Annotated in this window: 20 protein-coding genes; 12 read left to right on the forward strand and 8 right to left on the reverse strand. The window is 72.5% G+C overall.

The window, feature by feature from the left end; genetic code table 11:
- Positions 1-41: 41 nt before the first annotated feature.
- From ACFYZQ_RS00910 to ACFYZQ_RS00920, 3 genes are read right to left on the reverse strand one after another with little or no spacing between them, the layout of a single operon-like run.
- Complete coding sequence (locus ACFYZQ_RS00910; protein WP_389140223.1) at positions 42-1,199, reverse strand: acetyl-CoA C-acetyltransferase; 1,158 nt, start codon at positions 1,197-1,199, stop codon at positions 42-44.
- Positions 1,200-1,222: 23 nt separating this feature from the next.
- Positions 1,223-1,855: a TetR/AcrR family transcriptional regulator gene (locus tag ACFYZQ_RS00915; protein ID WP_389140226.1), complete on the reverse strand. Its 633-nt coding sequence runs from the start codon at positions 1,853-1,855 to the stop codon at positions 1,223-1,225.
- 30 nt (positions 1,856-1,885) lie between these two features.
- A complete protein-coding gene (locus tag ACFYZQ_RS00920) occupies positions 1,886-2,671 on the reverse strand; it encodes an SDR family oxidoreductase (RefSeq protein WP_389140228.1) in 786 nt (261 codons plus the stop codon).
- A gap of 52 nt (positions 2,672-2,723) precedes the next feature.
- On the opposite strand from ACFYZQ_RS00920, the gene ACFYZQ_RS00925 reads away from it, so the two are divergent.
- Both ACFYZQ_RS00925 and ACFYZQ_RS00930 read left to right on the forward strand, forming a co-directional pair.
- On the forward strand, positions 2,724-3,863 hold the full coding sequence (locus ACFYZQ_RS00925) for an acyl-CoA dehydrogenase family protein (RefSeq protein WP_389140230.1): 1,140 nt from the start codon (positions 2,724-2,726) through the stop codon (positions 3,861-3,863).
- Positions 3,863-4,819, forward strand: a complete 957-nt coding sequence (locus ACFYZQ_RS00930; RefSeq protein WP_389140232.1) for an acyl-CoA dehydrogenase family protein — start codon at positions 3,863-3,865, stop codon at positions 4,817-4,819. Before ACFYZQ_RS00925 ends, ACFYZQ_RS00930 begins: the two co-directional genes overlap by 1 nt.
- Positions 4,820-4,826: 7 nt before the next feature.
- Here the strand turns inward: ACFYZQ_RS00930 and ACFYZQ_RS00935 are convergent, their stop codons facing one another.
- Positions 4,827-5,549 carry a VWA domain-containing protein gene (locus tag ACFYZQ_RS00935; RefSeq protein ID WP_389140234.1) on the reverse strand — a complete coding sequence of 241 codons (723 nt, stop codon included), beginning with the start codon at positions 5,547-5,549 and terminating at the stop codon, positions 4,827-4,829.
- 110 nt (positions 5,550-5,659) lie between these two features.
- On the opposite strand from ACFYZQ_RS00935, the gene ACFYZQ_RS00940 reads away from it, so the two are divergent.
- Positions 5,660-6,337, forward strand: a complete 678-nt coding sequence (locus tag ACFYZQ_RS00940; RefSeq protein WP_389140236.1) for a hypothetical protein — start codon at positions 5,660-5,662, stop codon at positions 6,335-6,337.
- Between the two features lie 112 nt (positions 6,338-6,449).
- Here ACFYZQ_RS00940 and ACFYZQ_RS00945 read toward each other — a convergent pair whose 3' ends face one another.
- Positions 6,450-7,913 carry a glutamate synthase subunit beta gene (locus ACFYZQ_RS00945; RefSeq protein ID WP_389140238.1) on the reverse strand — a complete coding sequence of 488 codons (1,464 nt, stop codon included), beginning with the start codon at positions 7,911-7,913 and terminating at the stop codon, positions 6,450-6,452.
- Positions 7,906-12,504, reverse strand: coding sequence for a glutamate synthase large subunit (gene gltB / locus ACFYZQ_RS00950; protein WP_389140240.1), 4,599 nt, complete (start codon positions 12,502-12,504; stop codon positions 7,906-7,908). The genes ACFYZQ_RS00945 and gltB overlap by 8 nt, the downstream gene beginning before the upstream one ends.
- Between gltB and ACFYZQ_RS00955 the strand changes: the two genes are divergently transcribed.
- Positions 12,446-12,574, forward strand: a complete 129-nt coding sequence (locus ACFYZQ_RS00955; RefSeq protein WP_389141921.1) for a hypothetical protein — start codon at positions 12,446-12,448, stop codon at positions 12,572-12,574. The genes gltB and ACFYZQ_RS00955 overlap by 59 nt on opposite strands.
- Before the next feature lie 309 nt (positions 12,575-12,883).
- On the opposite strand, the gene ACFYZQ_RS00960 is transcribed toward ACFYZQ_RS00955, so the two are convergent.
- A complete protein-coding gene (locus tag ACFYZQ_RS00960; RefSeq protein ID WP_389140242.1) occupies positions 12,884-13,615 on the reverse strand; it encodes a VIT1/CCC1 transporter family protein in 732 nt (243 codons plus the stop codon).
- A gap of 239 nt (positions 13,616-13,854) precedes the next feature.
- On the opposite strand from ACFYZQ_RS00960, the gene ACFYZQ_RS00965 reads away from it, so the two are divergent.
- Genes ACFYZQ_RS00965 through ACFYZQ_RS01000 form a run of 8 tightly spaced genes read left to right on the forward strand, consistent with a single transcriptional unit; the run spans position 13,855 to position 21,680 of the window.
- Positions 13,855-14,976, forward strand: coding sequence for an ADP-ribosylglycohydrolase family protein (locus ACFYZQ_RS00965; RefSeq protein WP_389140244.1), 1,122 nt, complete (start codon positions 13,855-13,857; stop codon positions 14,974-14,976).
- On the forward strand, positions 14,973-15,134 hold the full coding sequence (locus tag ACFYZQ_RS00970; protein WP_389140246.1) for a hypothetical protein: 162 nt from the start codon (positions 14,973-14,975) through the stop codon (positions 15,132-15,134). The genes ACFYZQ_RS00965 and ACFYZQ_RS00970 overlap by 4 nt, the downstream gene beginning before the upstream one ends.
- Positions 15,131-16,246: an ADP-ribosylglycohydrolase family protein gene (locus tag ACFYZQ_RS00975; RefSeq protein ID WP_389140248.1), complete on the forward strand. Its 1,116-nt coding sequence runs from the start codon at positions 15,131-15,133 to the stop codon at positions 16,244-16,246. The genes ACFYZQ_RS00970 and ACFYZQ_RS00975 overlap by 4 nt, the downstream gene beginning before the upstream one ends.
- A gap of 8 nt (positions 16,247-16,254) precedes the next feature.
- The gene (locus ACFYZQ_RS00980) at positions 16,255-17,430 is read left to right on the forward strand and encodes an ADP-ribosylglycohydrolase family protein (RefSeq protein WP_389140250.1); all 1,176 of its coding nucleotides are present in this window, start codon (positions 16,255-16,257) and stop codon (positions 17,428-17,430) included.
- Entirely contained in the window at positions 17,418-18,791 is a 1,374-nt protein-coding gene (locus tag ACFYZQ_RS00985; protein ID WP_389140252.1) for an ADP-ribosylglycohydrolase family protein, read from the forward strand. The genes ACFYZQ_RS00980 and ACFYZQ_RS00985 overlap by 13 nt, the downstream gene beginning before the upstream one ends.
- Positions 18,788-19,681: a ribokinase gene (gene rbsK / locus ACFYZQ_RS00990; RefSeq protein ID WP_389140254.1), complete on the forward strand. Its 894-nt coding sequence runs from the start codon at positions 18,788-18,790 to the stop codon at positions 19,679-19,681. Before ACFYZQ_RS00985 ends, rbsK begins: the two co-directional genes overlap by 4 nt.
- Positions 19,678-20,871 carry a CaiB/BaiF CoA transferase family protein gene (locus tag ACFYZQ_RS00995; protein ID WP_389140256.1) on the forward strand — a complete coding sequence of 398 codons (1,194 nt, stop codon included), beginning with the start codon at positions 19,678-19,680 and terminating at the stop codon, positions 20,869-20,871. The genes rbsK and ACFYZQ_RS00995 overlap by 4 nt, the downstream gene beginning before the upstream one ends.
- Positions 20,868-21,680: an HpcH/HpaI aldolase/citrate lyase family protein gene (locus ACFYZQ_RS01000; RefSeq protein ID WP_389140258.1), complete on the forward strand. Its 813-nt coding sequence runs from the start codon at positions 20,868-20,870 to the stop codon at positions 21,678-21,680. The genes ACFYZQ_RS00995 and ACFYZQ_RS01000 overlap by 4 nt, the downstream gene beginning before the upstream one ends.
- Positions 21,681-21,733: 53 nt before the next feature.
- On the opposite strand, the gene lgt is transcribed toward ACFYZQ_RS01000, so the two are convergent.
- Complete coding sequence (gene lgt / locus ACFYZQ_RS01005) at positions 21,734-22,738, reverse strand: prolipoprotein diacylglyceryl transferase (RefSeq protein ID WP_389140260.1); 1,005 nt, start codon at positions 22,736-22,738, stop codon at positions 21,734-21,736.
- Positions 22,739-22,752: the final 14 nt, after the last annotated feature.

Here is a 22,752-nt window from a genome sequence, read left to right on the forward strand (position 1 = left end):
CCGCAAGGCCTGACGCCGGCCGGCCGCCGCCCTCGCAGGTGTCAGAGTCGTTCGACGATGGTCACGTTGGCCTGCCCGCCGCCCTCGCACATCGTCTGCAGTCCGAAGCGGCCGCCGGTGCGCTCCAGTTCGTGCAGCAGGGTCGTCATCAGCTTGGCGCCGGTCGCGCCGAGCGGGTGGCCGAGGGCGATGGCTCCGCCGTTGGCGTTGACCTTCTCCGGGTTCGCGCCGGTCTCCTTCAGCCAGGCGAGGACGACCGGGGCGAAGGCCTCGTTGATCTCGACGAGGTCGATGTCGTCGATGTTCAGGCCGGTCTTCTTCAGGGCGTGCGCGGTGGCCGGGATGGGTGCGGTGAGCATCCGGATGGGGTCCTCCCCGCGCACGGAGAGATGGTGCACACGGGCGCGGGGGCGCAGTCCGTGCTCCCTCACCGCCCGCTCCGAGGCCAGCAGCAGGGCGGCGGCGCCGTCGGAGACCTGGGAGGAGCAGGCGGCGGTGACGGTGCCGCCGTCGATGACCGGCTTCAGTGCGGCCATCTTCTCCAGGGAGGTGTCCCGGCGCGGGCCCTCGTCGACGGTGACGTCGCCGTAGGACGCGGTCTCCCGGTCGAAGCGGCCCTCGTCGATGGCCCGCACCGCCCGGTGGTGCGAGCGGAGCGCGAACTCCTCCTGGTCCTCGCGGCTGATCCCCCACTTGGCGGCGATCATCTCGGCTCCGGCGAACTGGTTCACCGGCCGGCTGCCGTACCGGGCGCGCCAGCCCTCGCTGCCCGCGAACGGGCCCTCGGTGAACCCGAGGGGTTCGGCGGCCTGCCGGGTGGCGAAGGCTATCGGGATCTGCGACATGTTCTGCACGCCGCCCGCGACCACCAGGTCCTGGGTGCCGGAGAGCACGGCCTGCGCGGCGAAGTGCACGGCCTGCTGGGAGGAGCCGCACTGCCGGTCGACGGTGACGCCGGGTACCTCCTCGGGCAGGCCGGCCGCCAGCCAGGCGGTCCGGGCGATGTCCCCTGCCTGCGGGCCCACCGCGTCCAGGCAGCCGAAGACGACGTCCTCCACGGCGGCCGGGTCGATGCCCGAGCGCCTGACCAGCTCGTTCAGCACATGGGCGCCGAGATCGGCCGGGTGGGCCGCGCTCAGCCCTCCCCCGCGCCGTCCGACGGGTGTGCGGACCGCTTCGACGATGTAGGCCTCGGCCATGACGACTCCCTCGCGGACAATGGTTATGCGCGTACGGCGATCCCGTCCAGCACCATCGACAGGTACTGCCGGGCGATCTCCTCGGGGCTGTGCTGTCCGCCGGGCCGGTACCAGGACGCGGCGACCCACACGGTGTCGCGGACGAACCGGTAGGTGAGCCGGACGTCGAGGTCGGCCCGGAAGACACGCGCGGCGACTCCGCGCTCCAGCGTGGACAGCCACGCCTTCTCGAACTTGCGCTGCGACTCGGCGAGGAACGTGAACCGTTCCTGCGCGACGAGCTGCCTGCTCTCCTTCTGGTAGATCGCGACGGCGGCACGGTGCCGGTCGATCTCCCGGAACGACTCGATGACCAGCGCCTCGAGCGTCTCGCGCGGGCCGAGTCCGGCGGCCAGGACGGTGTCGTAGCCGTCCCAGAGTTCGTCGAGGAAGGTCCGCAGGATCTCCTCCAGCATCGACTCCTTGGAGTCGAAGTGGTAGTAGAGGCTGCCCGCGAGCATGCCCGCGTGGTCGGCGATCTTGCGTACGGTGGTGGCGTTGTAGCCCTGCTCGGCGAACACCTCGGCGGCGGTGCCGAGGAGTTCACGGCGGCGGTCGTGAGCGGCAGCCGTGGGCTTGCTAGCGGCGGTCACCTGGGGCTTCTTCTTGGTCGGCACGGCACCATTGTCGTCGCGGACCGGGGCCCCCTAGGCATGCCGGCTGCTCACGGAGACGACCTCTCCCGTCATGTACGAGGAGTAGCCGGACGCCAGGAACACGATCACGTTGGCGACCTCCCAGGGTTCCGCGTACCGCCCGAAGGCCTCGCGGGCGGTCAGTTCCGCCAGCAGTTCGGGCGTCGTCACCTTCACCAGGTGCGGATGCATGGCGAGGCTCGGCGACACCGCGTTGACCCGCACCCCGTACTCGGCCGCCTCCAGGGCAGCGCACCGGGTCAGCGCCATCACCCCGGCCTTCGCGGCGGCGTAGTGCGCCTGCCCGGCCTGGGCGCGCCAGCCGACGACGGAGGCGTTGTTGACGATGACGCCGCTCCTGGTCTCCCTCATGGCGCGCAGGGCCGCCCGGGTGCAGCGGAAGGTGCCGTTCAGCGTCACGTCCAGAACGCGGGACCACTGCTCGTCGGTCATGTCGACGAGGTCGGAGGTGCCGCCGAGGCCGGCGTTGTTGACGACGACGTCCAGTCGCCCGTGTGTGCTCACGGCGGTGTCGAACAGGGCCCGCACCTGGGACTCGTCGGTGACGTCGCAGGGCATGGCCGTCACCGCTCCGGGGAACTCCCGGCTCAGCTCGGTCTCGGACTCCCCCAGCCGCCGTATGTGCGCGTCGCTGATCAGGACGCGTGCGCCTTCCTCCAGGAAGCGGCGCGCGGTCGCCCCGCCGATCCCGGCTCCGGCCGCCGCGGTGATGACGGCGGTGCGCCCCTCCAGCAGCCCGTGCCCGGGCACGTACACCGGGCTCTCGACGCCTGTCATAGGGCCACGCTAACCTACCAAACACTTGTTAGGGAAGGACGGTGACCCGGTCGTGGACCTCACCCACACTCCGGAGGACGAGCGGTTCCGCGCCGAGGCCCGGGCCTGGCTCGAGGCGCATGTGCCCGCCGCCCCGCTGCCGTCCCTGGAGACGGCGGAGGGCTTCGCGGCCCACCGGGCGTGGGAGGCCGAGCTGGCCGCGGACCGCTGGTCGGTCGTCGACTGGCCGACGGAGTACGGCGGGCGGGACTGCGGCCTGGTCCGGTGGCTGGTCTTCGAGGAGGAGTACTGGGCGTCGGGCGCGCCGGGCCGGGTCGGGCAGAACGGGATCAGCCTGCTCGCACCGACCCTCTTCGACCACGGGACGGCCGAGCAGCGGGCGCGCGTGCTGCCGCCCATGGCGACCGGCGAGGTGGTCTGGGCACAGGCGTGGTCGGAACCGGAGGCGGGCTCCGACCTGGCCTCGCTCAGGTCCAGGGCCGTGCGCACCGACGGTGGCTGGCGCCTGAGCGGACAGAAGACCTGGTCGTCGCGGGCCGCGTTCGCCGACCGCGCCTTCGGCCTGTTCCGCAGCGACCCGGACGCCGCGAAACCCCACCAGGGCCTCACCTACCTGATGTTCGACCTGCGCGCGCCCGGCGTCACGGTCCGCCCGATCGGCCGTCTGGACGGCAAGCCGGCCTTCGCCGAGCTGTTCCTGGACGAGGTGTTCGTGCCGGACGAGGACGTGATCGGCGAGCCCGGCCAGGGCTGGCGGATCGCGATGTCCACGGCGGGCAACGAACGGGGCCTCACCCTGCGCTCCCCCGGCCGTTTCCTCGCCGCCGCCGACCGGCTCCTCGCCCTGTGGCAGGACCGCGGCAGTCCGCACTCGGCGCGCGCCCGGGTGGCCGATGCCCTGGTCGGCGCCCGCGCCCACCAGTTGTTCACCCATGCGGCCGCCTCCCGTTTCCTGGACGGCGAGCGCCTCGGCCCGGAGTCCAGTCTGAACAAGGTCTTCTGGTCGGAGTACGACCTGGCGCTGCACGAGACCGCGCTCGACCTCCTCGGCACCGAGGGCGAGTTCACGGACTCCGCCTGGTCGGAGGGGTACGTCTTCTCCCTCGCCGGCCCGATCTACGCGGGCACGAACGAGATCCAGCGGGACATCGTCGCCGAGCGCCTGCTCGGCCTGCCGAAGGGACGCCGCTGATGCGCTTCCTCCTCGATGCCGAGCAGCGCGCCTTCGCCGACTCGCTGCACGCGATGCTGGCGGCGGCGGACACCCCGACGGTGATACGGGAGTGGAGTCGCGGCGACCACAAGAGCGGGCGCGCGCTGTGGGCCCGGGTCGCCGAGGCGGGGGTGTTCGCCCTGGCGGTTCCCGAAGCGTACGACGGGGTGGGCCCGCTGCCCGTGGAACTCGCCGTGGCCTTCGTCGAGTTGGGCAGGCACGCGGTGCCGGGCCCGCTGGTGGAGACGGTGACGGCCGCCGCGCTGCTCACCGGGCCGGGCCTGGCCAAGCGGTTCCTGTCCCCGCTCGCCGCGGGCGGGACGATGGCCACGGTCGCCGCCACGGGGTACGCCCTGGACGGCGACGCGGCGGACCTCCACCTCGCCCTCTCCCCCGACGGCCTGCGCCTGTCACCCGGACCCGGCCCGGTCCGCCCCTGCCTGGACCCCGCGCGCCGCCTCACCGCACTCGCCCCGGGCGGCGAACTCCTCACCCCCGACCCGCCCTTGGACGACGCCCTCACCTGGGCCCGCCTGGCCACCGCCGCGCAGGCGCTCGGCGTCGGACTCGCGCTCCTCGACACCACCGTCGCCCACGTCGGGCAGCGCACCCAGTTCGGCGTTCCCATAGGCTCCTTCCAGGCGGTGAAGCACCGGCTGGCCGACGCGAAGATCGCCCTGGAGTTCGCCCGTGCCCTCGTCTTCGGCGCCGCCGTGACGATGGACCCGGCCGATGTGGCCGCCGCCAAACTGAGCGCGTGCGAGGCGGCGTACACCACGGCCCGCACGGCGCTGCAGCTGCACGGCGCGATCGGCTACACGGCGGAGCACGACCTGTCGCTCTGGCTGACCCGGGCCCGCGCGCTGCGCACCGCCTGGGGTGGGCCGGACGAGTGCCGGGACGTGGTGCTCAGCCGGGCCGTCGGCCGCCGGTGAGACCGCGTCAGCCCCGTACGACGCCCGCCGCCCGCGCGGCCGCCAGCCACTTGGGGAACTCGCCCACGAGACGGTCGTACAGCTCGGCGTCGGGCACGGTCCGCGGATCAGTGCCCGCGTGGAAGAAGCCGGCGTTGTCTACGGCCCGCTTGCCGGGCACCGCCAGCTCGTCCAGCCTGCGCAGGAACTGGAACTGCTTGCTGCCCGGATCGCCGAAGCCGATGAACTGCCAGAAGAGGGGCAGCTTGGCCGCCTTGCACAGGTACCGCTCGGCGGCGAGCTTGTTGACCGGGCCGCCGTCGGTCTGGAAGACGACCAGGGCGGGGGCGGTGGAGCCGCTGTCGAGGTAGTGGTCGATGACGGCGTCCATCGCCAGGTGGTAGCTGGTCCTGCCCATGTGCCCGAGTCCGGCCGCGATCCGCTCGACGCGCCCCTGGTGGTCGGCGAGGGAGATGTCGGTGACGGCGTCGACGTCGGTGGAGAAGAACACCACGGGCACCCGGCCGTCGTCGTCGAGGTGGGCGGACAGACCCAGCACACGGTCGGCGAGCGCCTGCACACTGCCGTCGTCGTAGTACGGCTTCATGGAACCCGAGTAGTCGACGACGAGATAGACGGCGGCCCGCAGCCCCTCCAGCCCGTGCCGGGTGAGCGACACCCCGGCGCTCTTGTACAGGCTGACCAGCGCGGGCGCGGTCTGCTCCACCTTGCTGAGACTGATCGAGGCCATGGCCCCACCTTCCCATCCCCGCCACGCGGTCGGCCAAGGGCGCGGTACCTGAGTGCTGGTTTCCGGTAAATCGCGTGGCCCGCCCCGACCGGCGGTCCTAGGCTCCGGGCATGCCGAAGCAGCCGTGGTTCGCGATCGACGAATCCGACGAGGAGTACTACGAGTTCACCGATCACGAGCGGGCCTTCGTGGCCGCGCTTCGGGAACGCACCGGGCCGTGGGCCGCGGACGACGTCAGCAGCCTGGTCGGGCGGACGGACGAGTGGGACTCGCTGGTCGCGTACCTGTCCTTCAGGGATCCGGGGGCTCCGGTCCATCTGATCGACGTCGGCGTGCACTTCACCGGCGACCTGGTCCGCGGTGACCGGCTGCACAACCAGCTCTACACGCTGCCCGACCGGCCGTCGGGCTGGGCGCTGGAGGCCCGCGGCACGGTCGAGGAGCTGGCGGAGCGGTCCGCCGACTGGTTCCGGACCGTGCTGCGCAAGCCCGTCGTGCTCTATGTGTGGCTGAACGAGGAACGGTGGGCGTACGCGGCGCGGTTCGCCTTCGCCGACGACGACGAGACGATCAGTCAGCTCTACCGGCGCGACCTCGCCCCGCCCGGGCAGGAGGAGCGGCTGATCGCGGCCGGGCATGTACGCGGCAGAGGCTGGATACAGACCGTCGGACTGCCCGCTCCCACCCTCTACCAGCACATCCGCGGTGATCTGGACGCGGCGGCCCTGCCGCCCGGGGTTCCCGCCGTCACAAAGCGGGGGCCGATCAGCGGCGTCTGGTACGAGTAGGCGGACATGCGGCGGCGCCTGCCCGGGAGTCCGGTCGGGGACTGGGCAGGCGCCGTCTGTTGTTCCGTACGCCTTTGTACGGGACGTCTCTCGGGGAGTTCCCCCGTGGCCGTCAGACCATCAGTGCGCGGTCCGTCGGGCGGATCGGGGCCGGCAGATCGCTCGTTCCGGCGAGGAAGCGGTCGACGCCGCGGGCGGCCGAGCGGCCCTCCGCGATGGCCCAGACGATGAGGGACTGGCCGCGGCCGGCGTCGCCGGCGACGAACACACCCGGCACGTTGGTCTGGAAGTCGGCGTCGCGGGCGATGTTGCCGCGCTCGTCGAGGTCCAGGCCGAACTGCTCGACCAGGCCGTTCTCACGGTCGGTGCCGGTGAAGCCCATGGCGAGAGTGACCAGCTGGGCGGGGATCTTGCGCTCCGTGCCCGGCTTCTGGGTCAGCTTGCCGTCGACGAACTCGACCTCGGCGAGGTGCAGCCACTGCACGTTGCCGTCCTCGTCGCCCTCGAAGTGGGTGGTGGACGCCGAGTAGATGCGCTCGCCGCCCTCCTCGTGGGCCGAGGTGACCTTGTAGAGGATCGGGAAGGTCGGCCAGGGCTGGTTCGTCGGGTGCCGCTCGTCGTTCGGGCGGGGCATGATCTCCAGCTGGGTGACGGAGGCCGCGCCCTGGCGGTGGGCGGTGCCCACGCAGTCCGCGCCGGTGTCACCGCCGCCGATGACGACGACGTGCTTGCCCTCGGCCGAGACCGGGGGCGCCACGTAGTCGCCCTCCTGCACCTTGTTGGCCAGGGGCAGGTACTCCATGGCCTGGTAGATGCCCTTGAGCTCGCGGCCCGGCACGGGCAGGTCGCGGGAGGTCGTCGCGCCGACCGCCAGCACCACCGCGTCGTACCGCTTCTTCAGGTCGGTCGCCTTGAGGTCGCGGCCGATCTCGATGCCCGTGCGGAAGCGGGTGCCCTCCGCGCGCATCTGCTCGATGCGGCGGTTGATGTGCCGCTTCTCCATCTTGAACTCGGGGATGCCGTAGCGCAGGAGGCCGCCGACGCGGTCCGCGCGCTCGTACACCGCGACCGTGTGGCCGGCCCGCGTGAGCTGCTGGGCGGCGGCCAGGCCGGCCGGGCCCGAGCCGATCACCGCGACGGTCTTGCCGGACAGGCGCTCGGGGATCTGGGGGGCGACGTCCCCGGTCTCCCACGCCTTGTCGATGATCGAGACCTCGACGTTCTTGATGGTGACCGGCGGCTGGTTGATGCCCAGCACGCACGCCGACTCGCAGGGGGCCGGGCAGAGGCGACCGGTGAACTCCGGGAAGTTGTTGGTCGCGTGCAGCCGCTCGGAGGCGGCCGCCCAGTCCTCGCGGTAGGCGTAGTCGTTCCACTCGGGGATCAGGTTCCCGAGCGGACAGCCGTTGTGGCAGAACGGGATGCCGCAGTCCATGCACCGGCTGGCCTGCTTGCTGATGATCGGCAGCAGGGAACCGGGGACGTAGACCTCGTTCCAGTCCTTGACGCGCTCGTCGACGGGGCGGGTCTTGGCGACCTCACGGCCGTGGTTCAGGAAGCCCTTCGGGTCAGCCATTGATCGCCGCCTCCATCATCTTCTCGTGGGTCTCGGTCTCGGTGAGACCGGCTCGCTCGGCGGCGTCCTTGGCGGCGAGCACTGCCTTGTACGTGCTGGGGATGATCTTGCTGAAGCGTGTGACGGCCTGGTCCCAGTCGGCCAGCAGCTTGTCGGCGACCGTGGACCCGGTCTCCTCGGCGTGGCGGCGCACCACGTCGTGCAGCCACTGCTTGTCCGTGTCGTCGAGCGCCTCGACCGACTCGATGTTGCCGACGTTGACGTTGTCGCGGTCGAGGTCGATCACGTAGGCGATACCACCGGACATGCCGGCCGCGAAGTTGCGGCCCGTCTCGCCGAGGACCACCGCGTGACCGCCGGTCATGTACTCGCAGCCGTGGTCGCCCACGCCCTCGGAGACCACCAGCGCGCCGGAGTTGCGGACGCAGAACCGCTCGCCGGTGCGACCGCGCAGGAACAGCTCGCCTCCGGTCGCGCCGTAGGCGATGGTGTTGCCCGCGATCGTCGAGTACTCGGCGAGGTGGTCGGCACCCCGGTCGGGACGGACGATCACCCGGCCGCCGGAGAGGCCCTTGCCGACGTAGTCGTTGGCGTCGCCCTCCAGGCGCAGCGTGACACCGCGCGGCAGGAAGGCACCGAAGGACTGGCCCGCGGAGCCGGTGAAGGTGATGTCGATGGTGTCGTCGGGCAGACCCGCGCCGCCGAACTTCTTCGTCACCTCGTGGCCGAGCATGGTGCCGACCGTGCGGTTGATGTTGCGGATGGTGACCTGGGCGCGCACCGGCTGGGCCTCGGTCGCCGAGTCGGCGGCCAGCGCGTCGGCGGCGAGCTTGATCAGCTCGTTGTCCAGCGCCTTCTCCAGGCCGTGGTCCTGGGCGACGATCTGGTGACGCACCGCGCCCTCGGCCAGCTCGGGCACGTGGAACAGCGGCTCCAGGTCCAGGCCCTGCGCCTTCCAGTGGTCGACGGCACGCGTGACGTCGAGCGCCTCGGCATGGCCGACGGCCTCCTCTATGGAGCGGAAGCCCAGTTCGGCGAGGAGCTCGCGGACCTCTTCGGCGATGTACTGGAAGAAGTTCACGACGTACTCGGCCTTGCCGTTGAAGCGCTCGCGCAGCACCGGGTTCTGGGTGGCGACGCCGACCGGGCAGGTGTCCAGGTGGCAGACGCGCATCATGATGCAGCCGGAGACCACCAGCGGGGCGGTGGCGAAGCCGAACTCCTCGGCGCCGAGCAGCGCCGCGATGACCACGTCACGGCCGGTCTTCAACTGGCCGTCGGTCTGCACGACGATGCGGTCGCGCAGGCCGTTGAGCAGCAGCGTCTGCTGGGTCTCGGCGAGGCCGAGCTCCCAGGGGCCGCCCGCGTGCTTCAGCGAGGTCAGCGGGGAGGCACCGGTACCGCCGTCGTGACCGGAGATGAGGACCACGTCCGCGTGCGCCTTCGACACACCCGCGGCGACCGTGCCGACACCAACCTCGGAGACCAGCTTGACGTGGATCCGCGCCTGCGGGTTCGCGTTCTTCAGGTCGTGGATCAGCTGGGCCAGGTCCTCGATGGAGTAGATGTCGTGGTGCGGCGGCGGGGAGATCAGGCCGACGCCGGGCGTCGAGTGACGCGTCTTGGCGACCCACGGGTAGACCTTGTGGCCGGGCAGCTGGCCGCCCTCGCCGGGCTTGGCGCCCTGGGCCATCTTGATCTGGATGTCGTCGGCATTGACCAGGTACTCGGAGGTCACACCGAAGCGGCCGGAGGCGACCTGCTTGATGGCCGACCGGCGTGCCGGGTCGTACAGGCGCTCCGGGTCCTCGCCGCCCTCACCGGTGTTGGACTTGCCGCCCAGCTGGTTCATGGCGATGGCGAGGGTCTCGTGCGCCTCGCGCGAGATGGAGCCGTACGACATGGCGCCGGTGGAGAAGCGCTTGACGATCTCGCTGACCGGCTCGACCTCGTCGATGGAGATCGGCTGCCGGCCCGACTTGAAGCCGAACAGGCCGCGCAGCGTCATCAGACGCTCGGACTGCTCGTTCACGCGCTCCGTGTACTTCTTGAAGATGTCGTACCGGCCGGTGCGGGTGGAGTGCTGGAGGCGGAAGACCGTCTCCGGGTCGAACAGGTGCGGCTCGCCCTCGCGGCGCCACTGGTACTCGCCGCCGATCTCCAGCGCGCGGTGCGCGGGGGCGATGCCGGAGGCGGGGTAGGCCTTGGCGTGGCGGGCGGCGACCTCCTTGGCGACGACGTCGATGCCGACGCCGCCGATCTTGGTCGTGGTGCCGCTGAAGTACTTCTCGACGAAGGCCTCGTCGAGACCGACGGCCTCGAAGACCTGGGCGCCGCGGTAGGAGGCGACGGTCGAGATGCCCATCTTGGACATGACCTTCAGCACGCCCTTGCCGAGGGCGTAGATCAGGTTGCGGATGGCCTTCTCGGCGTCCATGCCCGGCAGGAAGGTGCCCGCGCGGACGAGGTCCTCGACGGACTCCATCGCCAGGTACGGGTTGACCGCGGCGGCGCCGTAGCCGATGAGCAGGGCGACGTGGTGGACCTCGCGGACGTCACCGGCCTCGACCAGCAGGCCCACGTGGGTGCGCTGCTTGGTGCGGATGAGGTGGTGGTGGACGGCCGCCGTGAGCAGCAGCGACGGGATCGGCGCGTGCTCGGCGTCCGAGTGGCGGTCGGACAGGACGATCAGACGGGCGCCGTTCTCGATCGCGGCGTCGGCCTCGGCGCAGATCTCGTCGATGCGCGCGGCGAGGGAGTCACCGCCGCCCGAGACCCGGTACAGGCCGGAGAGGGTCGCGGCCTTGAAGCCGGGCATGTCGCCGTCGGCGTTGATGTGGATGAGCTTGGCCAGCTCGTCGTTGTCGATCACCGGGAAGGGCAGCACGACGGACCGGCAGGATGCCGCGGTCGGCTCCAGCAGGTTGCCCTGTGGGCCCAGCGAGGAGCGCAGGGAGGTGACCAGTTCCTCGCGGATCGCGTCCAGCGGCGGGTTGGTGACCTGCGCGAACAGCTGGGTGAAGTAGTCGAAGAGCAGCCGCGGACGCTCGGAGAGGGCCGCGATCGGCGAGTCGGTGCCCATCGAGCCGATCGGCTCGGCGCCGGCCTTGGCCATCGGAGCGAGGATGACGCGCAGCTCCTCCTCGGTGTAGCCGAAGGTCTGCTGGCGGCGGGTGACCGAGGCGTGGGTGTGCACGATGTGCTCGCGCTCGGGCAGGTCGCCCAGCTCGATCTCGCCGGCCTCGAGCCACTCCGCGTAGGGGTGCTCGGCGGCGAGCTGCGCCTTGATCTCGTCGTCCTCGATGATGCGGTGCTCGGCGGTGTCCACGAGGAACATGCGGCCGGGCTGCAGGCGGCCCTTGCGGACGACCTTGGCGGGGTCGATGTCGAGGACGCCGACCTCGGAGCTGAGCACGACGAGCCCCTCGTCGGTGACCCAGTAGCGGCCGGGGCGCAGACCGTTGCGGTCGAGTACGGCGCCGACCTGGGTGCCGTCGGTGAAGGTGACGCAGGCGGGGCCGTCCCAGGGCTCCATCATCGTGGAGTGGTACTGGTAGAACGCGCGCCGGGCCGGGTCCATGGAGTCGTGGTTCTCCCACGCCTCCGGGATCATCATCAGCACGGAGTGCGGCAGCGAGCGGCCGCCGAGGTGCAGCAGTTCGAGCACCTCGTCGAAGGACGCCGAGTCGGAGGCGTCCGGCGTGCACACCGGGAAGACGCGCTCGAGGGCCTGCTCGTCGTTGCCGAACAGTTCGGAGACGAGCTGGGACTCGCGGGCGACCATCCAGTTGCGGTTGCCCTTGACGGTGTTGATCTCACCGTTGTGCGCGACGAAGCGGTACGGGTGCGCCAGCGGCCAGCTCGGGAAGGTGTTGGTGGAGAACCGGGAGTGCACGAGCGCGATCGCGGAGGCGAAGCGGCGGTCGGACAGGTCCGGGAAGAAGGGCTCGAGCTGGCCGGTGGTCAACATGCCCTTGTAGACGATCGTGCGGGCCGACAGGGACGGGAAGTAGACGTCCGCCTCGCGCTCGGCGCGCTTGCGCAGCACGAAGGCCTTGCGGTCCAGCGCGATGCCCTCGCTGGCGCCGTCGGTGACGAAGACCTGCCGGAAGGCCGGCATGGTGGAGCGGGCGGTGGCGCCCAGCAGCTCGGGGGCGACGGGGACCTCACGCCAGCCGAGGACGGTGAGGCCCTCCTCGGCCGCGATCGTCTCGATCTTCGAGACGGCGCCCTCGGTCCCCTCCTCCGGGAGGAAGGCGATACCGACAGCGTACGAGCCGGCCGCGGGCAGATCGAATCCGGCCACCTCGCGGAAGAAGGCGTCGGGTACCTGGGAGAGCAGGCCCGCGCCGTCGCCGGAGTCGGGCTCGGAGCCGGTGGCACCACGGTGTTCGAGGTTGCGCAGAACGGTCAGCGCCTGCTCGACCAGCGCATGGCTCGCCTCGCCGGTGAGGGTGGCCACGAAGCCGACGCCACAGGCGTCGTGCTCGTCGCGGGGGTCGTACATACCCTGCGCAGCAGGGCGAGCATCCATGAACGACCAGTTCTGGCCATTCGCGGAATGCTGGGACGGCTGGCGCGGCGTACGCATCGGCTCTCCCGTCGTCGTCATCTGGCATGTGCTGGTGCCGAGGGACGACGCTGGCCCTCTGCGTGAGTAGCAAAATTTCGTGCAGGTTACATGATGGAGCGGTTCTCGGGAAGCGGATACTCCGTTCCAGCATGCGGACACCACGGTGGCGGTGGGGCACCGCGCACGGCGGCGGGAAGTATGGGGGACCCAACGGGACAAGATCGGTCAGATCGATGTCCGTCGGCCCGGGGGAACGAGGAAAGCGTCGTCGCCCGTTCCATGGGTGCGCGGCAGGCCTCATTGCCCGCAGCGCTTACGGCTCATGCCCGGTGATTAAGCATTCGAAACCAGCGAGTAACGGCTACTTATGCGGCCCATCGCATAAGTAGCATCCGCGTTATCCTACGGCCGTTCCGAACAGACTGCCCAGGGCGTACGTCACACCGGCCGCGGCACCGCCGAGCGCGAGCTGCCTCAGGCCGCTGTACCACCAGGTGCGTGCGGTCACCCTGGCCACCACGGCACCGCAGCCGAACAGCCCGGCGAGCGCGAGCAGCACGGCCGGCCACAGCGCGGTCGCGCCCAGCAGGAACGGGAGTACGGGCAGCAGGGCGCCCAGCGCGAAGGATCCGAACGAGGACACGGCCGCGACCAGCGGCGACGGCAGGTCGCCGGGGTCGATGCCCAGTTCCTCGCGGGCGTGTATCTCGAGGGCCTGCTCGGGATCCCTGGACAGCTGCCGGGCCACCTCGCGCGCCAGCCCCGGCTCGACGCCGCGCGCCTCGTAGAGCGCGGCGAGCTCGGCCTCCTCGTCCTGGGGGTGCTTGCGCAGTTCCCGGCGCTCGACGTCCAGCTCGGCCTCGACGAGCTCGCGCTGGGAGGCCACGGAGGTGTACTCGCCGGCCGCCATGGAGAAGGCCCCGGCGGCCAGGCCGGCGAGGCCGGTGATCACAATGGTGTGCTGTCCGACCGAACCGCCCGCGACGCCTGTCAGCAGGGCGAGGTTGGAGACCAGGCCGTCCATCGCACCGAAGACGGCGGGGCGCAGCCAGCCGCCGTTCACGTCGCGGTGCGTGTGGTTGTCGCGGTGCGCCTCGTGCAGCACCGCCTCGGTCTCGATGATCGCCATGCGGGGGTCCCCCAGGAAGCTTAGCCAAAGCTAACTTTGGACGAGTTCTACTTTTCGACAACACTGAACGTACGCCTTGAATTCCTCCCCCGCCAGCAAGGAAAGGCTGGGCTAACCTGCGGTTTTGAGTGCCGACCGGGTGACTTGGCGGCTTCGGCGGCGCTTACCGGGCCGCCCGGTGGGACACCTCCGCAAAGGGCTCCGCGCCCCCGGCGGAGCCCTCCGGAGGTGAGGCCCCCATGGCATCGGCCCCTGTGGCACCGACCCCTGTGGCACCGACCCCTGTGGCTTCGATCCGCGAGCGGGCGCGCGGTGCGCTGCTCGGTCTGGCCGTCGGGGACGCCCTCGGGGCACCGGCCGAGAACATGAAGCCCTCCGAGATCCGCGCCCGCTGGGGCCGCATCACCGGTTACGTGGCCGACAAGCCGGCCGGTACCGACGACACCGAGTACGCGATCTTCTCCGGCCTCCTGCTGGCCCGGCACGGATCGGCGCTCACCCCGGCCCATGTCGAGGCGGCCTGGCACGAGTGGATCGCCGACGGTCACGAGGGCCCCTTCCGGGGTGCCGGCTTCAGCGAGCGCGGCACGCTGGAGAACCTCCGCCGGGGCCTGGCCGCCCCCATCTCCGCCCAGCACCGCCACGCCTGGAGCGACGGGCTGGCGATGCGGGCGGCTCCCTTCGGGGTGTTCGCGGCGGGCCGCCCCGCCGAAGCCGCCCGGCTGGTGGCGGTCGACGGCTCGGTCAGTCACGAGGGCGAGGGCATCTACGGCGGCCAGGCGGTGGCGGCCGGGGTCGCGGCGGCGATGGCGGGCGCGCCGACCGTCGCCGTGGTGGCCGCCGCCCTCGCCGTGGTCCCGGACGACTCCTGGACCGCCCGCTCCCTGCGCCGCGCGGCGGCGGTCGCCCACCGCGGGGAACGCGCGGTCCGCTCCGCCGTCGTCATCGGCGGCTACCCCTGGACCGACCTGGCCCCCGAGGCGGTCGCCCTCGCCTTCGGCGCGTACGCGGCGGCCGACGGCGACTTCCGGGAGGCGGTGCTCATGGCCGTGAACATGGGCCGCGACGCCGACACCACGGCCGCGGTCGCGGGCGCCCTGGCCGGGGCGACCCAGGGCGTCTGCGCCATCCCGGCCGACTGGGCCGCCGCGATCGGCCCGGCCCGCGGCACCTGCCTGCCGTCCATGGCGGGCCACCACGTGCTGGACGTGGCGGAACTGCTGGTGGCGGAGGAGGGCGGGAAGTGGGGAGCGGAGGTGGTGGTACCGGACTATCTGCCGGCGGTGGAACAGCTCCTCGCCGGCACCTCCCTGCTGGCCACCACGGGTGCCGGCGAACTGGACAGCGAGGTGCGGCCATGACCCGCCGCATCGAGGGCCTGCTGCTCGGGCTCGCCGCCGCGAAGCGCGGAGCGGCCCCCGACTGTCTGCCGATCGTGGAGCCGTTCCCCGGCAGCGCCCCCCTGCCGACCGACAGCATTACCGGCGCCGGTGCCCCGGACAGCGAGGTGAGCCCATGACCCGCCGCATCGAGGGCCTGTTGCTCGGGCTCGCCGCCGGGGACGCCGCCGGGTGGCCCGCCGCTCGGCATCGGGCCGCGCGGATGCCGGAGTGGACCCGGCGGCTGACGCGGGAACTGGACACGTTCGCCGAGGAGAACGCGACGACCACGCTCCCGGTGCCGATCGCGCTGAACCAGCCCCCGGAGCCGCTGCGGCTCGGCCCCTCCGACGACGCCGAGTGGGCGGCCTTCGCGGCGGAGGCGGTGCTGCGCGCCGGGGACGACAGCGCGCTCGGGGACCTGAGCCGGGACCGCCGGATGCGTGCCGCCATCGACCTGACCTGGACCGCCGTCGCCTCCGAGGTCGCGGCCGCCGCCGAACGCGCCCCCGAGATCGAGTCGGCGGTACTGCCCCTGCGCGCCCGGATCTCGGTCCGCGCCGGGCTCGGCAACCTCGCCACCGGGCTGCGCCCGCCCGCCACCGGCCACGACAACCCGCACTACTTCGACGACGCGGCCTGCGTACGGGCGTGCGTGCTCGCCGTGGCCCACCCGGGCGATCCCCGCCGCGCCGCCGACCTGGCCGAGTTCGACGCCCGCTACACCCAGGACGGCGACGGCGTGCACGGTGCGCGGGCGATGGCCGCGGCCGTGGCACTGGCGCTGTCGGGGGCCCGGGCCGGTGCCTGCGTGACAGCGGCGCTCGACCAGTTGCCCGCGGAGACGGAGATCGGCCGCAACGCCCGCCACGCGCTGGCCCTCGTCGAGGACACCGACACCGCCTTCGGACTGGTCCCGCTCCTCGAACACCAGATCGTCGACCACGTCTACAGCTACGGCATCGCCGCCGCCGAGACCGTCCCGGTCGCCCTGGCCCTGGCCACCGCCGCGGACGGCCGGATCGGCGAGGCGGTCCCCGCCGCGGCCTGTCTGTCCCGGGTCGCCGACTCCGCCCCCGCCCTGGCCGGCGCCCTGACCGGGGCGCTGGGCGGCGGCGACGCGATCCCGCAGGCCTGGCGGGACGCCTGCCGCACGCTGTCCGGTTGTGCGCTCCCCCGCCTCACCGGCACCGACCTGGTGGAACTCGCCGGACTCCTGGAAGCCGCGCAACCGGGCCGACCAGGAGGATGATTCGGGGCATGACGCCCAAAGGAGAAGAATGCAGTGGGCCCGGCCTGGACGAGCGGATCACCGGGGCGCTGGTCGGAGCCGCCGTCGGTGACGCCCTGGGCGGCCCCGTCGAGGGCTACTCCCCCGACCAGATCGCCGAGCGGCACGGCGGCCGCGTCCAGGGCATCGTCGGTCCCTGGCACGGGGACGCCTGGCGCACCGCCCGCCCGATCGCGCCGTACCACAAGGGCGACGGGCACGTCACCGACGACACCCTGATGACCCACGCCCTGGTGCGGGTGTACACCCGGGTCCGCGACCACCTCGACGCGTACGCGATCGCCGACCACCTGGTCCCCGACCTGATGACGAACCCGCGCTGGATCCCGGAACTGGAGGCGGAGGCCCTCCCGCTGCAGCGGATCTTCCTGGCGGAGAAGTGGCTGGTGGCGAGGCTGGCCTACGGTCATCTCGACCCGCGGGAGGCGGGCACGGGCAACATCGTCAACTGCGGCGCGGCGATGTACATGGCGCCCGTCGGCCTGGTCAACGCGGCCAACCCGGCGGTCGCGTACGCCGAGGCGCTGGACGTCGCGGGCGCGCACCAGTCGTCGTACGGCCGCGAGGCCGCCGGGGTCTTCGCGGCGGCGGTGGCGGCGGCGGCCACGCCGGGTGTGACCCCGGAGTCGGTGGTCACCGCGTGCCTGGGCCTGGCGAAGGACGGCACGCGGGAGGCGATCGACCGGGTGTCCGAAGTGGCGTCGCGCCACCGGGACTTCGAGTCGGCCCTGACACCGCTCCGGGAGGCGGTCGCCCCCTACGACACGGTGGGCGCCGACTACCGCTCCCCCTCGCTCGCCGCCCGCCGCCCCTCCCGCCTGCACTCCATCGAGGAACTCCCCGTCGCGCTCGGCATGCTGGTCGTCTCCGGCGGCGACTACCGGCAGGCGGTGCTGGGCTCGGTGAACTACGGCCGGGACTGCGACTCCATCGCCACGATGGCGGGCGCGCTCGCCGGTGCCCTCGGCTCACCGGTCCCGGAGGACTGGTCGAAGGCGGTGGCCGAGGCGAGCCGCCTGGACCTGTGGGAGCCGGCGCGCGCACTGACCGAGGTGGCGCGTGAGGTCTTCGCCGAGGACGTGCGCCGCCGCCGCTCCCACGAGGCTGCCTTCCACCGGCTCGGGGGCAGCCGATGCTCCGCCTGACCTGGGTCCAGCCGGAGGACCTCCTCGGCCACGAGCTCAACCAGGCCCGACAGGACGGCCGGGAGCCGTCGGCGATCGCGGCACGCTGGCGGGCCGCGGGCGGCGGTCAGGCCCCGGCGCGGGCGGGCGCGTCACCGCGGCCCGCGTCGCGGTATCTGCGGCTGCTCGCACAGGACCTGCTGGACGAACTCGCCGACCTGCCCAGCGGGCTCGCCGACCGGGAACCGACCGACCTGGCCGGGATCAGGGCCGCCTGCCCGGCCTGGCCGGCCCCCACGTCCGCGCCGGCCCCCGCCCCGGCCGCCCTGGAAGCCGCCTGGCTTGGCCGGGCCGCCGGCTGCCTGCTGGGCAAGCCGGTGGAGAAACTCCCCCTGGAGGGCATCCGCCAACTGGCCCGGTCCACCGGCAACTGGCCCCTGAACACATGGTTCACGGCCCGCGGGGTCCCCGCCGAGCTGACGGAGAAGTACCCCTGGAACCGCCGCTCGGCCACCACCTCCCTCGCCGAGAACATCGACGGGATGCCCGAGGACGACGACCTCAACTACCCCCTCCTCAACCTCCTGCTGCTCCAGCGCCACGGCAGGGCCTTCACCACCACGGACGTGGCGGGACTCTGGCTGGACGAACTCCCGCCCGGCCGCACCTTCACCGCCGAACGCCTCGCCCTGCGCAACCTGCTCAGTGGTGTCGAGCCCCCGCACACGGCCCGCCACCGCAACCCCTTCCGCGAATGGATCGGCGCCCTGATCCGCGCGGACGTCCACGGCTGGACCAACCCGGGCGACCCGGCCGCCGCGGCCGAACAGGCCCACCGCGACGCCACCCTCACCCACACCGCCAACGGCGTCTACGCGGCGATGTTCACCGCCGCCGCCATCGCCACCGCCGCCACCGGCACCCACGACGTCCACGCCTGCCTGCGCACCGCCCGCACCGTGGTCCCGGCCCGCTCCCGACTGGCCGAGGCGATCGACCACGCCGTGCGGCTCGCGCGGACCCACGAGGACTTCGACGACGTCGTGGACGAACTCCACGCCACCCACTCCGCCACCTACCACTGGGTCCACGCCATCCCCAACACCGCCCTGATCGCCGCCGCCCTCACCCACGCCGACGGCGACTTCACCGGCTCGGTCTGCCGTGCGGTGTCGGGCGGCTGGGACACGGACTCCAACGGCGCGACCACGGGCAGCATCGCCGGTCTCCTCGCCGGCTCCCCCGGCGCCCTCCCGGGCCGCTGGACCGACCCGCTGAAGAACCGCCTCGCCACATCCGTCGCCGGCTTCGACGGCACCGGGTTCGACTCCCTGGCCCGCCTCACCCACTCGCTCACCCATCCGGAGGTGACCCGCCCATGACCCACATCGCCGTACTCGGCAGCACCAACATGGACCTGGTCGCGTACGTCGAGAAGGCCCCGCAGCGCGGGGAGACCGTCACGGGACGGGAGTTCCGTACGATCCCCGGCGGCAAGGGCGCCAACCAGGCGATCGCCGCGGCCCGCGCCGGCGCCACGGTCTCCATGCTCGGCGCGGTCGGCAACGACGCGTTCGGCACCCGGCTGCGCTCCACCCTTGAACACTCCGGCGTGGACACCGACAGTCTGCGCACGGTCGAGGGCCCGTCCGGCACCGCGCACATCGTGGTGGACGACGAGGGCGGCAACGCGATCGTCGTGATCCCCGGCGCGAACGGCACCGTCGACCACCTGACCCCCGGTGACGAAGGCGTCATCGCCTCCGCAGACGCGCTGCTGCTCCAGTTGGAGATCCCGCTCGAGGGCGTGCTCGCCGCCGCGGAGGCGGCCCGCAGACACGGCGTCCGGACGATCCTCACCCCCGCGCCGGCCCGTCCACTGCCCCCCGAACTGCTCGCCTCCACCGACCTATTGGTGCCGAACGAGCACGAGGCGACCACCCTCACCGGCCGCACCGACCCGCTCGACGCGATCGCCGCCCTGCTCGACCAGGTGCCGGAGGTGGTCGTCACGCTGGGCTCGGAGGGCGGCCTCTACGCGACCCGGGGCGCGCAACCGCTCGTGTTCTCCGCGCCCCGGGTGAGGGCCGTGGACTCCACGGGCGCGGGCGACACCTTCGTCGGTGCCCTCGCGGTGGCACTCGCCGAGCAGCGGCCCGTGTGGGATGCCCTGGCCTGGGCAGCCGCGGCGGCCTCGATCTCCGTACAGCGGGCCGGTGCGTCGGTGTCGATGCCGTACCGGCCGGAGATCGAGGCGCAGTACACCGCATGAGTACTCCCCCACCGCTCAGCGGTCTTCGCGTCCTCGATCTCGCCACCCTGTTCGCCGGTCCCCTGGCCGCCACCCTGCTCGGCGACTTCGGCGCCGAGGTCGTCAAGGTGGAGCATCCGGCGAAACCCGACCCCTCCCGGGGGCACGGCCCGGCCAAGCACGGCGTCGGGCTGTGGTGGAAGCTGCTCGGCCGCAACAAGCGCACGATCACGCTGGACCTGTCCAAGCCCGGCGGCCGGACCACCATGCTCCGCCTGGCCGCCACCGCCGACGTCGTGATCGAGAACTTCCGCCCCGGCACCCTGGAGAAGTGGGACCTGGGCTGGGAGGAGCTGTCCGCCGTCAACCCGCGGCTGGTCCTCACCCGGGTCACCGCCTTCGGGCAGTTCGGTCCGTACGCCCACCGGCCGGGCTTCGGCACCCTCGCCGAGGCGATGAGCGGTTTCGCCGCGATCACCGGGGAGCCGGACGCGCCACCGACGCTCCCGCCGTTCGGCCTCGCCGACTCCATCGCCGCCCTGGCGACCGCGTACGCCGTCATGACCGCGCTTGCGGCGCGCGAGCGCACCGGCGCGGGCCAGGTCGTCGACATGGCGATCATCGAGCCGATCCTGACCGTCCTCGGCCCGCAGCCCACCTGGTACGACCAGCTCGGATACGTGCAGGAGCGCACCGGCAACCGGTCCGCCAACAACGCCCCGCGCAACACCTACCGCACGGCCGACGGTTCCTGGGTCGCCGTGTCCACCTCCGCCCAGTCGGTCGCCGAGCGGGTGATGCGCCTGGTGGGCAGGCCGGAACTGGTCGACGAGCCGTGGTTCGCGACGGGCGCCGACCGGGCCGCGCACGCCGACGTCCTGGACGAGGCGGTCGGCGGCTGGATCGCCGGGCGGACCCGCACCGAGGTGCTGGCGGCCTTCGAGAAGGCGGAGGCCGCGATCGCGGAGATCCAGGACGTCCGGGGTGTGCTGACCGACCCGCAGTACCAGGCCCTGGACACCGTCACCACCGTCGACGACCCGGAGCTCGGCCCGCTGCGCATGCAGAACGTCCTCTTCCGGCTGTCCGCCACGCCCGGCGCGATCCGCTGGGCGGGCCGCCCGCACGGCGCGGACACCGACGCCGTGCTGACCGAGCTGGGACTGTCGGCACGGGAGCTGCGTGCGCTGCGTGAGGAGGGCGCGCTGTGACCGCACCACCGCTGACCTGGCTGTACGCCCCCGGTGACCGACCGCACGTCGTCGCCAAGGCGCTGGCCTGCGGCGCCGACGTCGTGGTGGTCGACCTGGAGGACGCGGTCGCCCCCGGCCGCAAGGCGTACGCCCGCGCCGCCACGGCCGAGCTGCTCGGCGAACCCCAACCGGTGACGGTGCATGTACGGGTCAACGCCCTCGACGGACCGTGGGCGGCGGCCGACGTCCGGGCGGTGGCCGCGCTGCCGGGCGTGGCGGGGCTGCGCCTGCCGAAGGTCACCTCGGCGCAGGACGTGGCCGGCGTGGCCGAACGGACCGGGCTGCCCCTGTTCGCCCTGCTGGAAAGTGCGCTGGCCATCGAGCGGGCCCATGCCGTCGCCGCCGCCCACCCCTTGCTGCGGGGCATCGCGCTGGGCGAGGCGGACCTCCGGGCCGACTTGTGTGTACGTGACGACGCGGGTCTGGACTGGTGCCGCTCGCGGGTGGTCGTCGCCGCGCGTGCGGCCGGCCTGCCCCCGCCGACCCAGTCGGTGCACCCCGACATCCGTGACCTGGAGGGGCTGGCCGCCTCCTGCGCCCATGGGCGGGCCCTGGGCTTCCTCGGCCGGGCCGCGATCCACCCTCGCCAGCTTCCGGTGATCGAGCGGGCGTATCTGCCGACGCGGGCGGAGATCGAGCAGGCGGAGACGATCGTCAAGGCCGCGGCGACGGGCCAGGGCGCGCTGGCCCTTCCGGACGGCCGCTTCGTCGACGCCGCGGTGGTGGCGGCGGCGCAGCGGACGCTGGCACTGGCGGACAGGTCCTGAGACGCGCGAGGGCGCCCCGATCGGGGCGCCCTCGCGCGTCGTACCGCCGGGTGTCAGCTCTTCTTGCCGGCCGACTCGGCCTCGTCCTTCGCCTCTGAGGCAGCCGGCTCGGCCTTGTCCACGGGCCCGGCCTCCACGGCATCCGGCCCGGTCTTGTCGCCGGTCTTGGGGGCGGCCTTGTCGTCGGTCTTCTCGTCGGCCTTGTCCTCGGCCTCGGTCTCCCCCTCGGCCGGACCGTCGGGGGCGCCCGGCTCCACCACCGCTTCCCGTCCCGGCCGCTTCTTCGCCGACAGCACCATGTAGACCACCGCGAGCAGGAACACGATCATCGCGGTCCAGTCGTTGAGCCTGAGGCCCAGGATGTGGTGGGCGTCGTCGACGCGCATGTACTCGATCCAGCCACGGCCCACGCAGTACGCGGCGACGTACAGCGCGAACGCCCGGCCGTGGCCCAGCTTGAAACGGCGGTCGGCCCAGATGACCAGGAAGCCGACGCCGATGCACCACAGGGACTCGTACAGGAAGGTCGGGTGGTAGTACCCCGGCACCCGGCCGCCCTCGGAGGAGGTGATGTGCAGCGCCCACGGAACATGCGTCTCGCGCCCGTAGAGCTCCTGGTTGAACCAGTTGCCCCAGCGGCCGCAGGCCTGTGCGAAGGCGATGCCGGGGGCGATCGCGTCGGCGTACGCGGGCAGCGGGATGCCCCGGCGCCGGCAGCCGATCCACGCGCCCAGCGCACCGAGCGCGATGGCGCCCCAGATGCCCAGGCCGCCCTGCCACACCTTGAAGGCGTCCACCCAGTCACGGCCCGCGCTGAAGTACAGCTCGTAGTCCGTGATCACGTGGTAGAGCCGACCGCCGACCAGGCCGAAGGGCACCGCCCACACCGCGATGTCGGCCACCGTGCCGGCCCGCCCGCCGCGGGCGATCCAGCGCTTGTTGCCGAGCCAGACGGCAACGAAGACGCCGATGATGATGCAGAACGCATAGCCGCGCAGCGGAATGGGACCGAGGTGGATCACCCCGCGCGACGGGCTGGGAATGTAGGCAAGTTCCATGGCAGGGTCGACGC

It is taken from the genome of Streptomyces sp. NPDC001843 (genome assembly GCF_042891955.1).
GTDB lineage: Bacteria > Actinomycetota > Actinomycetes > Streptomycetales > Streptomycetaceae > Streptomyces.